The organism is Rhodoferax potami, from assembly GCF_032193805.1.
GTDB classification, from domain to species: domain Bacteria; phylum Pseudomonadota; class Gammaproteobacteria; order Burkholderiales; family Burkholderiaceae_C; genus Allorhodoferax; species Allorhodoferax potami_A.
Genome location: NZ_JAVBIK010000001.1, coordinates 294,424 through 307,203 on the forward strand (window position 1 = coordinate 294,424; position 12,780 = coordinate 307,203).

The window sequence follows — 12,780 nt, forward strand, 5'->3', positions numbered from 1 at the left end:
ACAAGAGGCCAGAGGCCAGAGGCCAGCGCGATAACGGTCACAAGGATGCGCATTGAATTTTTCATGGAGAACTCCTAAACGGTGAATGAACACCTAGACAGTAGTTCTGACGGCTCCGGATGTCGGTACGCTATCGAACTGTCGGTGCGCCGGCATCTGCAGCTCCACCTGGTGAACGCCCCGCAAAGCCGCGTAATTCAGCCATTCGCCAACGGCCAGCGTTGTCACACGCCGCACCGACACCATGTGCGTTTCTTCGACTAGCGGCTTATCGAATCTCACCTCCAACACACAGTCGGGCAACCGCAGTTGCATGTGCGCTTGGTCCCAGTGCTCGGGAAAACAGGGCCTGAAACACAGCCGCTGCGGCCCGAACTCCAGCCCGAAAATCGACTCGGTGGCCGCCCGGTACATCCATGCCGCAGAGCCGGTGTACCAACTCCACCCTCCCCGGCCTGCATAAGGTGGCGCGCCGTAGACGTCGCCGGCCATGGCATAGGGCTCCAAGCCATAGACAGGCCCCCGCACCGGGTCAGCACTCCGGTGGGCCGGGCTGAGGTCGCAAAAATAGCGGTAAGGCAAGTCACTGCCCGCCTCCCGGTGCAGCTGCGCCATCGCTATCAGCGCCCACACGCCCGCGTGGCTGTACTGCCCCCCGTTTTCGCGCACTCCGGGCGGGTAGCTCTGGATATAGCCCGCGCTGGGCACCTGATGCTGCAAGGGCGGAGCCAAGAGCTTGATCAAGCCCAGCGCAGGGTCCGTCAACTCGTGGTGCGCAGCCTGCATGGCCTGTGCTGCGCGCTCCGGGGGCGCCGCTTGGCTGAGCACTGCCCAGGCTTGCGCAATCAGGTCGATTCGGCACTCCTGCAAGGTGTGGCTACCCAAAGGGCTGCCGTCGTCAAAAAAGGCGCGGGCATACCACTGGCCATCCCAAGCCGGGCCGGCCAGCGCCGCGTGCCAGCCGTCCGCCGCCAGCTCCCAGCGCTGCGCACGCGCCTTCTCGCCCCTGGCTCTGGCCACGGGAGCCCAGTTGCGCACCAATTGCACCAAAAACCACGCCAACCACACCGACTCCCCTTTGCCCAGTGGGCCCACGGCGTTCATGCCGTCGTTCCAATCGCCGGTGCCGATCAATGGCAAACCATGGGCACCGACCTGGAGGCTGTGGTCCAGGGCAAGGGCTGCGTGCTCGTACACCGTGGCGGTGCCTGCAGTGGCAGGTGGAGCAAAGTAAGCGTCCTCTTGCTCGGGCTCCAGCAGCGGCCCCTCGAGAAATGGCACCTGCTCGTCCAGCACCGTGTGATCACCCGTGGCCTGCACATAGCGTGTCAAGGCTTGCGGCAACCACAGCAGATCGTCTGACATGCGGGTGCGCACACCCGCACCACCCGGGTCATGCCACCAGTGCTGCACATCCCCGGCCGCAAATTGGCGGGATGCACACAACTTGATGTGGGCTCGCAGAGTGGCCGGCTCGGTTTGCACCAGCGCCATCGCGTCTTGCAGTTGATCGCGAAAACCTGTCGCCCCGCCCGCTTGGTAAAAGCCGGCCTTCGCCGCCATGCGGCACGCCAGGGTCTGGTAGAGCAACCAGCGGTTCACCAGCGCGTCCATCAACGGGTCAGGCGTGGTGATCGTGATCTGGCCCAGGCGGCGATTCCAGTGGGCGCTGAGCTCGTGGATGCGATGTGCCGGCACCACCGTGAGCGCCTGACGCGCCAAGGCCAAAGCGGCATCGGCATCAGCGGCGTAGCCCATCAAAAACACGTGACTGCGGCTCTGGCCTGCCGGCACATCCAGCGGGATCGAGAGTGCAGCACACGGGTCACTGCCTGACGCCTCGGGTGCGTTGGTGCCTTCGTCGCCGGCCATGAGGTCAGGCACCGAGAGAGCCCCGGTGGAGTCAAAAAACCGCCGTCGGTCGGTGGTCCACTGCAACCGCCCCGCCTTCGAGCTGCTTTCGTGTGGGGTCAAACACGCCCAAAAAGCCGTGCCTCCGCCCAAGCCCGCTGCCTGCTCACGCTGGCTGCACAAGAGCACCGCCTCGGTGGCAGAAATGTAGGCGGCACTTGCGGTGGACATGCGGTCGCGCAAGGCCGCACCCAGCACCCACTCCACCATCCCGGTGCAGCGCAGGCGCACGTCCGCCGCCCCCTGGTTGTGCACAAGCACTTGCACCTGTTTTAGTTGCCGGGCCACATCGACCAGCCACAGCACCTCCACCTCTAGGTAGCCCCGCCGGTGGCGAATCCGGGTCATGCCTTGGGTGTGGCTCACGGTGTATTCCACGCCAGGCAGTGCCCAGGCGTCCGGGCTCAAAGACCACACCGCCTTGGGTGATGCGTCCAGATCCTGCAGCCACAACCACTCGCCCGGCGGGTCCGCAACAGGGTCGTTGGACCACGGGGTCAGCTGGTTCAATCGGCTGTTGCAGGCCCAGGTGAAGCCGCCACCGGCCTCGCTGAGCACAGTGCCAAAGGCGTCGTTGGCCAAGACATTGACCCACGGCCGCAGGGGCCGCGACTCCCGGCTCACCAAAAAGCGGAACGCTTCACCGTTGGCGGCAAACGCGCCGGTGGACACGCGCACCGCTGCTGGCAAGGCACTAGCTGCGGCACCGGGCGCGCGCCTGGGGTGTGTAGCACGCTGTTGGGCATCGAGGTCATGGCTGGCAGACCACGCCTGCACATGGTGCAGCAAGGGCCGGCCATCCGCATCCAGAAACATGCGGGCCAGCGCATGCAGCGTGCTGCGCTCGTCATCACTGACCGCATCATCCCGCAGCACCCACATGCCAATGCTGGTGTTTGCATCTTCTTTCGGGTGCTCTGAGTTCAAGCGGTCACACAGCACCGTGAGCTCCCGTTGCAAAGACAGGTGGTACGAGGCAAGCTCGGCATTCAAGACCACCAGGTCGCAGCCGATTCCGGCCCAGGCCCACATGCGCATGGTCTGGCTGAGCGCGCGCACCAGCCCCAAGCCTTGCAATACCGATATCGACACCAACAAAATCGGCCGGTCGCCCGACAAGCCGATTCGCCACAGCAAGCGCTTGTCACACACCTTGCTCTGGATGGGTAATGCCGCCCTGCGCAGAGCGGAAGGCTTGCTCAGCACAAACAGCAAAGCGGTGGTAATGCTCTGCATCGCAGTCAATGTATCCGGGCTGATCTGTAGCGATCGCAAACGGATACCGGCCAAGGTGGACGACATCGACGATGCGCGCAGCACATGGCTGCTTTGCTGGTATTTGTCGATTAGGGCGTGCAAGAGTGCCGTGCCTGCCGCCGCCGCGCTTGCAAAGGTCAACTGTGCTTTGGCAAAAGGCGCCAGCCGGATGCGCACCGACAGCGCTGCCACCGGGTCCAAACCGCTGCTACCCGGCCCTGCCCCCTGGAAATACGCCTCACCATGGCGCATGCCCTGCGACCAGCCGCTGTCCCGCCCCGGTTTACAGTTGCGCCCCAACCAAACCTGCCGGTCCGCACAGGCCTGCACCGAGAGCACGGTGGCATCGGTGTGCGCCAAAAAGTGCACCGCACACACCGCGGGCTCGGTGGGCACCCGTGGATTGCGCTGAAACAAAAGCGCACGTTGCGCCACGAGCCACTCGCTGTGCACAAACAGCTTGGAGAACGCCGGGTGCGCCTCATCGGCACCTTGGGCGTTGAGCGCCACTTCCCAGCAGCAGCTCAGCTCCAGCTCCAAGACCTCATCCCCCGTGTTGTGCAGCTCCACCTGCCGGAACTCGATATCATCCTCCGGGCTCACCCAGACCGTCATCCGGCTTTCCCAGCGCGGGGTGGTGCAATGAAAAATCGCTCGATCCGGCTGAAAGCTGCAGCGGTAGTCGGCCGCAGGGTCCGGCGCCGGGCTGCGGGTAATGGAATACCGGGGCAAGCCCGCACTCCCCAATTTGCGGCAAAACACAAAGTGGCCAAAAGCGTCGCGCAGCGCGTCATCGCGAAAGCGGCTGATCGCCGTCGTGCCCCAATGGCTGGCGCCCGCCCCGTTGGCGCGGACCACCGTGCCGTAGCGGCCGTTGGACAACAGTTGACTCGGCTCCACCGCGTGCTGCCCCGGCACCAGCTGCCGCACCAGGCCCGGTGGGCGTGTTTGCAAGCGCTGTTCCACCACCGGCTGCGGCAGTCCGGTGGGTTTGCGTATCTCCTTGGGCACCCGCTCATGCAGCAAGCTGCTGACCGCCTCCATGTGCGGATCGGCCATCCCCCACCGTTTGACAATGTCGCGGTGCAACAGGTTGGTCAATGAGGCCAGCGCCATCCCTTGGTGGTGGGCCATGAAAGTACCTACCGGCGTGAAAAGCTCCACGCCAGTTTGCCGCACCGGCGTGTAGTCCAAGGCCTCCATAAAGCCCCACTCACGCCGCATTCCCAGCCCTTCGAGGCGCTGCAAGTTCGCGATGGCCGCATGCGGGCTCACCATCAAGGCCATCAAGGTGGCATAGGGCGCAACCACCAGTTCATCCAGGGGCGTCCTGCGCAGGGCCAGCGACGGCACCCCTTGCGGCGCATATTGATACGCCATGGAGCTATCGCGCCCGGCATAGGCGGACTCCGACACACCCCAGGGCACGCCCTGCTGTTCGCCAAATGCGCGTTGTGCCCCTACCGCGTGTTCGCAAGCACTTTGCAACAAGCTGCCCCGGGGCTCGTCCAGCATCAGGGACGGCATCAGGTACTCAAACATCGAGCCGGACCACGATTTGAGCCCCGGCTGTACCCCATAAAGGCAAACAATCCGCCCCAAAGCCCCCCAATGCGCGGCGTCCACATCGCCTTTGGCAATCGCCAGCAAACTGGTCAGCCGGGATTCGGAGGCCAACAGGTCATAAAAGGAGTTGTCCAGCTCTTGCTCACGCACCCGGTAGCCGATATGAAACAGACGCCTGCGGGTGCTGTACAAAAACCGGTAGTCCGGCGCCAGCGCCAGGGCCTGCATGCGCCGGGCCAACACTTGAAGCTCGGCGCTTTGTGCATCACATGCCACCGACACACCGTCGCGCCCCTCTGTACAAAAATCAAGACACGCCTGGGCGGTGGTGAGCAGGTGACCGCTCAGGTTGCCGCTGTCGACGGTGGACACATAAGCGGGCAGCAGCACTGCCAAAGTCTGGGTGTCGTACCAGTTTAGAAAATGCCCCTCGTGCCGGGGCAACTTGTCAAGCGTGTCCAGCGTTGCTCTCAAGCGGGTAGCCAGATCGGCCATGCTGATCCAGCCCGCCTGTGCCGCGCAGGCGCAGCTCAAAAGGTACAGGCCGATATTGGTCGGCGAGGTGCGGTGGGCCAGCATTTCAAAAGGCAGGACCTGCAAGTTGTCGGGCGGCAAACAATGGTCTTGCACCGTCACACAGCGCTCAAAAAAGCGCCAGGTGTCTTGCGCCACGCCTTGCAGGTAGGCCACTCCGGCGGCGTCCGGCATGTCGATGCGGCGGCTCCACTGGCTCTGGCAGGCCAGCCACAAAGCAAACGGAGACAAAAACCACAAGACCGCCCACGCTGTAGCCCAGGCTGGCAGCGTGATCCACGGGGCCAAAGCTGCGGCACCCGCCAGTGTCAACACCACCAAACCGGCATGGGTTCGCAGCATGGCACTCAGGCGTGTGCTGCTGCCGGCTTGCACGCTGGCGGCCGTGGTCCACTCCAGCAAACCACTCCTGCTGATGGCAAGGCGGTACAGCGAGCGCCAGACGGCGTCCACGGCCAACATACTCTGGCGCAACAACTGCATGCATTGCCATACCCCCAACGCCAGCACCCGCGCAAAGTCGACGCCGGCACAGGCGTAAAAGTAGCGCAGCTCCAGATGGGGTCGCCCCGGCACCAACCCAGCCACCGCCCCGATGAAGGGACCCGCGGTATAGGCCAGTAATACCAATAGCAAGGCAAATACCGGCTCCAGCCCGATGCCGCTGACCGACATCAACAAGAGTGCCAGGCAAGCCGGTGCCACCAGCGAGCGCCTCAGGTTGTCCAGCATCTTCCACAGGTTCAGAAATGAAATGCCGTACTGGCGATAGCGCACCATGAACGGAATCAACTGCCAGTCGCCCCGCGTCCAGCGGTGGATGCGGGCGTTGGCCGTTTCGGGGTGGTGCGGGCCGTCTTCCAGCACCGTCACATCGGTAACCGTGGCGCAGCGCACCAGAGCGCCCTCCAGCAAGTCATGGCTCAGCACCTGCCCATCGGGAAACCGCCCGCTCAACACCTGGTGCACCGCCGCTACATTGAACAAGCCCTTGCCGGTAAAAGTGCCCTGCCCGAATACATCCTGGTACACCTCGGAGCTGGTAGCGCTGTAGGTATCAATGCCGAACTGCCCGGCAAACAGCCAGTGATAAAAGGTGCGTGCATGTTCGCCCGGCAAAGGTGCAGACACCCTAGGCTGCAGCACCCCGTAACCCTTCACGATGGTGTGGGTCGCCGGGTCAAAAATGGGCTGATTGCTGGGGTGGGCCGCAATACCCACCAGCGAGCGCAATCGCCCGGGCGGCAGCTGGGTGTCCGCATCCAGCGTGACCACATAGGGCGTGCCGGGCACCACGTGGCTCAGGGTGCCCAAATCGACAAAATCACCTTGGCCAGTTCCTGTCAGTCTGGCGACCAGGGCCTCCAGCTTGCCGCGCTTACGCTCCCAACCGATCCAGGCGTTTTCAGACCGGCTGAAACGCCGCTCGCGGTGCAGCAGCGCAAAGCGCGGGGCCACAAGTGCCTGCCCCGGTGCAGCGTCTGCCTCGGCGGGTACTGGGTAGCGCTGGTTCAAAGCCTCGAGGGCGCGCACCGCATGGGCCAGCAACACCGGGTCGGTGGGCGTGGTTGGGGTGGCAGCGTCCAGATGGTCGGTCAACAACACAAACTGGGCCAGAGGCTCCGGATTGGCCAGGTAGTGCAAATGGAGCCTGCGGGCCAAGGCCTCAATGCCCGGCGCATCGACCAACATGCACGGGATCACCACCGCCACCCGGTGCTCAGCGGGCAGCCCCTCTTTGAATGCCAGTCGTGGCAGGCGCCGTGGCTCCAAGGACTCGCTGGCCAAGCGGTTGACCAAGGCCACCATCGCCTCGGAGGCCGGCACCATCACCAACAACCACAGCGCCACACGGAGCCAGGCGGAGTCGAGCGCGCGTGGCGCGCCGTGCCAGAGCACCAGCCACGCCATCAGCGCTGCAGTGGCCAGGCCAATGGCGCCCAGGTAGAGGGGCAAGGCCCAGACGCGGCGCACACGGGCCCCGTCAAACCGCAAGTGCGCGGGCAAGCCCAGTGCCACCCGCAAGGCCCCGCCGCCCGCCCCGACCAGCCAATAGGCCGGGACCTGGGTCCCCGTCTCGCTGACTGGCGCTTTTGCCATCAGATCGAGCAGGGTCTCGGTCACATGGGCCTCGGGCTTGCCGCTGCGCTTAGCCAGCTGCTCAATGCCGTGCAATGTGGTTTCGCGGGTCATGGAGTGCTCTGCCTGGAACACCGCATTGCCCAGCAGCAGGCGGGTACACACATTGGTGCGCATCACCACTTCTGGCCAATCGGCATCCCCGATCGTGCGCAGCGAGGTCACCGAGTTGCTCACACTCAGGTTGTCGGCAGCTTGCTCTGCGCGCTGCTGCAGCAACACTGCGGGCAAGAGAGGCAACATGGTTTGCAGCCAGGTTTTGACCATCACCCGGCTGTCCGGCAGGGTGGTTTGCAGGCGCCGGCTCATTTGCGCCAAGAACACGCCCTCCACACCCCGCAGCCGCATACGGGCTGCCAACTCCCCCAGCAGGCTGATGCTGTAGTGCTCCAGGTCATCACAGCAGCGGTTGGCCAACTCGCGTGCGGCCTTGTTGGCCGCCACCCGATCTGCCAAGCGCCGCAGGTTCTCCATCAGCACCACGCGCAGGGTGGTGGGCAATGCCCACAGCTCACTCAAGCGCAGCTCGCAGCTCTGCTGATAGGCGTTCAGAAAATGCACCAGCAAGGACTCATCGAATGCGCCATCGGTGTGCGCTACAAACGCCCAGGCCACGCCGTAGACCCGCGGCAGGCCCGCCAGAGGTGGCTGCACCAGTACCGGCAGGCCCTTGAAATAGTTGGACGGCAGGCCCTCATCCACCTCTTTGAACTGGGCCTCCAGCAAATGGAAGTTTTCCAACAGCCATTCGGCAGCCGGGCTGATGTCGTACCCGGTGCGCGCTTGGCTGCCGATATACGCATTTACGCTGCGCAGGCGTTGAATGTTGTCTTGCAAGCGGGGGGTAAAACTCTCCCGGTGGCTGCGCTCCCTAACGACCTTGTGGGTCAGCCCAAGGCTGATGCCGTGCCGCTCAAAGCGCTCCATCCCGAACACCTCGGACCGGATCGGCGCGTCCAGCGGGCCGGCATCCAAGCCGAGTGCGGACCACAGGCCGTCCGGTACCTGCTCCAGTACCTCGTTCCAACGGGCCGGCGGCATGCCCTACGCCGCCAGGGCGAAACCCGCCCCGAGCACCAACACCGCGACCACCACAAATGTCATCAGCCGCACACGCACCATGCCACCAGCCCAGCCCGCAGCACGGTGTAGGCGTTCGGTATGGCTCACCCGCCTACTGCAATGTTGCACATGGGAGGACAGGCTCCAAAGGTCAAAAGACGAGGTTTCAGCCGCATCCGGGTAGGCAGCAGTGCTCCAGCGCGCCAAACACTGCGAAATGGGACACGGTAAATCAGTCGAATGGGTCATACGGGTACTCCTTGGGATGGGCGATGCCAACAGCAGCAGCGGGGCAATCTGAGAGCGCTTGCTCGCCCCGTGCACAGGGAGCCCATGCTGCGCCCGGCCGCCCGCAAGGTCTGTTCGGAAGCGAACGGTTTGCCATCGCCCGCCCTTCGCAAAGGTGCGCTACCGCACAGACCACTGAACACGGAGGCATACACTGCTCCGCAGCACGGGCCATCGATCCGGTGAGTCCGGCTGACAGGGAAAACACAACAGAGGTATTTATGCCCGCCAACACCGACTCGCGCCGCAACCAGTTGATTGCCTCTTTACCGGATGCCGAATGGGTCCGATGGCAGCCCCACCTGGAGCTTGTGGAGCTCACCTTGGGCAAGGTTCTTTATGAGTCGGGGGCCATCCAGCGCCATGTGTACTTTCCCACCAGCGCCATCGTCTCGCTGTTGTATGTGCTCGAAAACGGTGCCTCGGCTGAAATTGCCGTGGTGGGCCTCGAGGGAGTGGTGGGTGTCTCGCTTTTCATGGGCGGTGGCTCGACTCCCAGCCGCGCCGTGGTGCAAAGCGCCGGACAAGGCTTCCGGCTGAGCTCGCAAATGATGAGAGAAGAGTTCAACCGCTCAGGGCCGGTGATGCACCTGATGCTGCGCTACACCCAGGCGCTGATCACCCAAATGGCCCAAACCGCGGTCTGTAATCGGCACCACTCACTCGACCAGCAGCTCTGCCGCTGGCTGCTCTTGAGCCTGGACCGCTTACGCGGCAGCGAGTTGGTGATGACGCAGGAGCTCATTGCCAACATGCTGGGCGTGCGGCGGGAGGGCGTCACCGAGGCCGCGCTCAAGCTGCAACGCGCCGGCCTTATCAGCTACGCCCGCGGGCACATCAGCGTTCTGGACCGCCCCGGCCTGGAAAAGCGGACCTGCGAATGCTATGAGGTGGTCAAAAAAGAATACGACCGGCTCTTGCCGGCGACTGTGGCGGTTTAAAGGTCTCCCTGCACCGGCCGGTGAAAGATGGCCTCGTAAATCGATGAGTCCCGGGCGTAACACAGGCACGAGACGGCTTTGAGGCCGCGGCGATCCACCACCGTCAATATGCCGCGGTGGTAGTGGATCAGCCCTTGTGCCTGCAGCTCGCTGGCAGCGTTGGTAACACTCACCCGGCGCACCCCCAGCATCGTGGACAAAAACTCCTGGGTCATCGGAAAGGTGTTCGCCGGTGATCGGTCCTGGCACATCAGCAGCCACCGGGCGAGCCGGGGCAACACCTCATGGAAGCGGATGCACGCACTCCCCTGTGACAGCTGGGTCTGCACCACATAGGCGTAAGAGAACAACACCTTGCGCAGGCCGACGGAGTCCGCCAGTACCGCCCTGAATGCCCGGCCATCCACACGCCAGGCCCACCCGCCCTCTTGGACCAGCGCTTTCACCACCGCCACAGGCACGCCCAGGGCAACCCCAAGCCCTAACATGCCCTCGGGCCCCACCATGCCCACCTCCACCACATGCGCATCGCCCGCATCGGCCAGCAGCGAGACATAGCCTTCCAGGGGAAAGTACACATGGGCCTGGTGCCCGCCGGGCGTCCACAGCACGTCCTTGAATGCGAGCGGCACGCAGGTACCCGCCACCCTGATTTTTCGCTGGTCTATTTGCGACAAACTGGCGAGTAAGCGGTTGCGTTGCATCGGGGGACCTTGCTTCAAAAACTGCAGACTAACCCCCTGCTCGACTCCGGGTCTGTACGGTCGGCGCAGACGCTTGTTCGCTCGCGCACAGACCCTGCCGGGACCAAGGTTTACAACCCTTTACATCCCCACCACAAGGAGTGCGCCATGACTTGCATCACCACCAGCAAACGGCACCGTCAACCGGTGTTTGACAACGACCCGGACCGCCAAACGAGTGTCTTTCCTGAAGGCACTGCAAGCACCGGCGCACGCCCTGCCCGCAAACCCACACTGACCCTGCACCTCAGCCACCGGGCACCTGCGGGAGATGCCAATCAGGCAGCAGCCCAAGGGCCCACCCAGCTCTCGCTGTTAGACACGGAATCCACGGTATGAGCGCTCGCCCCACCCCGGCCAACTTCAAGTTGCACGTGCCGGACGGCGCATTCAACAACGGCCACCACGCCGAGCCTTCTGCCCTGGAGGGTGCGCTGCTCTCCAACGCGCAACTGCGTGAGCAAGTCACCCAGCTGCGCAATGCCTTGGTCAGGACCCAGCGTGACCTTGCAGGCACCCGTGCGGGCGAGCGCAGCGCGCGTCACCTTGCGCGGCACGATGGCCTGACCCGGCTACCGAACCGGGCGTACTTTGAGGCGTGCCTGCAAGAGTCGCTCAATGAGCAATTGGCCCACCAGCGCGGCCTGGCCTTGTTCTTTCTGGATCTGGATGATTTCAAGCACATTAACGACACCCATGGCCATGCAATGGGCGACAACCTGCTGCAAATTGTGGCGGCGCGCCTCAACCAGTCGGTGCGCAAAGAAGACATGGTGTGCCGCTTGGGCGGAGACGAGTTTGCCTGTTTGTTGCGCGGCTCCAACCAGGTCCGGCAACTAATGCAACTGGCCGCCAAATTGTTTGACTCGGTCGCCGCACCCTGCCATTTACAGGCCTGTGAACTGACGGTGCGGCCAAGTATTGGTATTGCGATTTGCCCACCGTGCGACATCACTGGCAGCGAGCTGCTGGCCCGCGCGGATGCCGCCATGTACCGCGCCAAGCGGGAACAAACGGGTTATGCCTTCTTTGAGGCTCCAGCCTGAGGCGTGCGCCCCGGCTGACGGGGCTTGCGCGGCTGCATGGCCGCCAACACGGCCCCACCCACCATGCGACACACCGATTGCGCGACCGCCACCTTCACAGCCGTGCTCGGCTGGAACCAGCGCCATGGCTTGACCGACGCCACCACCACAACCCCGGCGACCACCATCAGTACCGTTGCCAAAGGGTAATGTTGCGCCATTTGCCTGGCAGCTTGGCGCGCCATGACCAACTCGGGCCACGTGTCAGCCCTTAACACCTGCTGCATGTTGAGGCGGCTCGCCTCCAGGCGCTGCGCGGGGGTGACGACTACGGGGCTGGCGATCGTCATAACCCGCCCGGCGACAACATGTTGCGGTCAGCCTCCCATTGCACCCGCATTTCATCGAGGCCCGGAGCAGCAGGCCCCCGCACTACAGCCCATCCGCACAACAGCGCACCCAAAAATGCGACTGAGGGCACCACTATCAACACTGCCCACCCCACAGGCAACACGCTGGCCAATATCACCGCCACCCCTGCGAGGGTGAGACCCACAAATGCCAGTAATACTGCGCCAACCAACCACAAGCCTTTGACAAGCCAAAAAGCCGCCCATGTGGTGCTTTCATCGCGCAACAGGTCGGCATAGGCTTGGGCATGTTCCAGCAACAAATCCGGGCGCTCTTGTAACAGCGCCCAGACTGCACCGGCCGCACGGGTAGTTTGTGCGGCCATCGTTCAATGGCTGTGGTGTGAACGACCACGCAACATCAGGCCCACCACGCCCATCAGCACGGCGCCGGCTGCGGCTGCCATCAGCAAAGACTTGAGCGGCTCCTCACGCACATAGGTGTTGACTTGCGCTTGGGTGCGCTCTGCGCCTTCCTTAAAAAATGTGCGGTTCTCGCGCAAGGCATCAGCGCCGCGTTGCAACAAGCCATCGGCTTGCTGGGCGGCGTGGTTGAGCACGGGCATGACATCTGACTCGAGGGGGCCGTTGGCGCCGAGTGCGTTGGAAAGCGGATTGGAATAGCTCATGGGAATGTCCTTATCAGTGGTATCGATGAAGAGAGGCGGCAGATGCCGTCTCACGGTTTGGTGACCTCGTGGCCGATCACGCCGCCAACGGCTGCGCCGCCCAGGGTGCCCAAAGTGCCGCCCCCCAGGACCGCACCGCCCACGGCGCCTACACCGGCACCGATGGCGGTGCCTTTTTCTTGTGATGACATGCCTGCACAGCCAGCCAGGCTGGCCAGGGTGACTGCATAAATGGCCGCAAAGGCCGTGGATTTTTGGAGTTGCATAGCGCTTCC

Annotated in this window: 10 protein-coding genes; 3 read left to right on the forward strand and 7 right to left on the reverse strand. The window is 63.7% G+C overall.

Annotated features, from left to right (window positions below; translation table 11 throughout):
• Positions 1 to 93: 93 nt before the first annotated feature.
• Complete coding sequence (locus RAE19_RS01400) at positions 94 to 8,448, reverse strand: GH36-type glycosyl hydrolase domain-containing protein (protein ID WP_313873235.1); 8,355 nt, start codon at positions 8,446 to 8,448, stop codon at positions 94 to 96.
• 3 nt (positions 8,449 to 8,451) lie between these two features.
• The gene (locus RAE19_RS01405; RefSeq protein WP_313873236.1) at positions 8,452 to 8,718 is read right to left on the reverse strand and encodes a hypothetical protein; all 267 of its coding nucleotides are present in this window, start codon (positions 8,716 to 8,718) and stop codon (positions 8,452 to 8,454) included.
• A gap of 260 nt (positions 8,719 to 8,978) precedes the next feature.
• On the opposite strand from RAE19_RS01405, the gene RAE19_RS01410 reads away from it, so the two are divergent.
• Positions 8,979 to 9,698 carry a Crp/Fnr family transcriptional regulator gene (locus RAE19_RS01410; protein ID WP_313873237.1) on the forward strand — a complete coding sequence of 240 codons (720 nt, stop codon included), beginning with the start codon at positions 8,979 to 8,981 and terminating at the stop codon, positions 9,696 to 9,698.
• On the opposite strand, the gene RAE19_RS01415 is transcribed toward RAE19_RS01410, so the two are convergent.
• The gene (locus RAE19_RS01415; RefSeq protein WP_313873238.1) at positions 9,695 to 10,402 is read right to left on the reverse strand and encodes a Crp/Fnr family transcriptional regulator; all 708 of its coding nucleotides are present in this window, start codon (positions 10,400 to 10,402) and stop codon (positions 9,695 to 9,697) included. The genes RAE19_RS01410 and RAE19_RS01415 overlap by 4 nt on opposite strands.
• 147 nt (positions 10,403 to 10,549) lie before the next feature.
• Here RAE19_RS01415 and RAE19_RS01420 point away from each other — a divergent pair, with 147 nt between their 5' ends.
• Together RAE19_RS01420 and RAE19_RS01425 are read left to right on the forward strand one after the other, a co-directional pair.
• Positions 10,550 to 10,780, forward strand: coding sequence for a hypothetical protein (locus tag RAE19_RS01420; protein WP_313873239.1), 231 nt, complete (start codon positions 10,550 to 10,552; stop codon positions 10,778 to 10,780).
• The gene (locus RAE19_RS01425; protein ID WP_313873240.1) at positions 10,777 to 11,487 is read left to right on the forward strand and encodes a GGDEF domain-containing protein; all 711 of its coding nucleotides are present in this window, start codon (positions 10,777 to 10,779) and stop codon (positions 11,485 to 11,487) included. Before RAE19_RS01420 ends, RAE19_RS01425 begins: the two co-directional genes overlap by 4 nt.
• Here the strand turns inward: RAE19_RS01425 and RAE19_RS01430 are convergent.
• From RAE19_RS01430 to RAE19_RS01445, 4 genes are read right to left on the reverse strand one after another with little or no spacing between them, the layout of a single operon-like run.
• Positions 11,460 to 11,816, reverse strand: coding sequence for a hypothetical protein (locus tag RAE19_RS01430; RefSeq protein ID WP_313873241.1), 357 nt, complete (start codon positions 11,814 to 11,816; stop codon positions 11,460 to 11,462). The two genes, RAE19_RS01425 and RAE19_RS01430, sit on opposite strands and share 28 nt — an antisense overlap.
• A complete protein-coding gene (locus tag RAE19_RS01435) occupies positions 11,813 to 12,202 on the reverse strand; it encodes a hypothetical protein (protein WP_313873242.1) in 390 nt (129 codons plus the stop codon). Before RAE19_RS01435 ends, RAE19_RS01430 begins: the two co-directional genes overlap by 4 nt.
• 3 nt (positions 12,203 to 12,205) lie before the next feature.
• The gene (locus RAE19_RS01440; protein WP_313873243.1) at positions 12,206 to 12,505 is read right to left on the reverse strand and encodes a hypothetical protein; all 300 of its coding nucleotides are present in this window, start codon (positions 12,503 to 12,505) and stop codon (positions 12,206 to 12,208) included.
• Between the two features lie 50 nt (positions 12,506 to 12,555).
• The gene (locus RAE19_RS01445; RefSeq protein WP_313873244.1) at positions 12,556 to 12,771 is read right to left on the reverse strand and encodes a glycine zipper 2TM domain-containing protein; all 216 of its coding nucleotides are present in this window, start codon (positions 12,769 to 12,771) and stop codon (positions 12,556 to 12,558) included.
• Positions 12,772 to 12,780: the final 9 nt, after the last annotated feature.

Excerpts from the sequence above, each read along its gene's own strand:
- RAE19_RS01415 (WP_313873238.1), bottom strand. The coding sequence starts at position 10,402 with ATGCAACGCAACCGCTTACTCGCCAGTTTGTCGCAAATAGACCAGCGA.
- RAE19_RS01445 (WP_313873244.1), bottom strand. The coding sequence starts at position 12,771 with ATGCAACTCCAAAAATCCACGGCCTTTGCGGCCATTTATGCAGTCACC.
- RAE19_RS01425 (WP_313873240.1), top strand. The coding sequence starts at position 10,777 with ATGAGCGCTCGCCCCACCCCGGCCAACTTCAAGTTGCACGTGCCGGAC.
- RAE19_RS01435 (WP_313873242.1), bottom strand. The coding sequence starts at position 12,202 with ATGGCCGCACAAACTACCCGTGCGGCCGGTGCAGTCTGGGCGCTGTTA.
- RAE19_RS01430 (WP_313873241.1), bottom strand. The coding sequence starts at position 11,816 with ATGACGATCGCCAGCCCCGTAGTCGTCACCCCCGCGCAGCGCCTGGAG.
- RAE19_RS01400 (WP_313873235.1), bottom strand. The coding sequence starts at position 8,448 with ATGCCGCCGGCCCGTTGGAACGAGGTACTGGAGCAGGTACCGGACGGC.
- RAE19_RS01405 (WP_313873236.1), bottom strand. The coding sequence starts at position 8,718 with ATGACCCATTCGACTGATTTACCGTGTCCCATTTCGCAGTGTTTGGCG.
- RAE19_RS01410 (WP_313873237.1), top strand. The coding sequence starts at position 8,979 with ATGCCCGCCAACACCGACTCGCGCCGCAACCAGTTGATTGCCTCTTTA.
- RAE19_RS01440 (WP_313873243.1), bottom strand. The coding sequence starts at position 12,505 with ATGAGCTATTCCAATCCGCTTTCCAACGCACTCGGCGCCAACGGCCCC.
- RAE19_RS01420 (WP_313873239.1), top strand. The coding sequence starts at position 10,550 with ATGACTTGCATCACCACCAGCAAACGGCACCGTCAACCGGTGTTTGAC.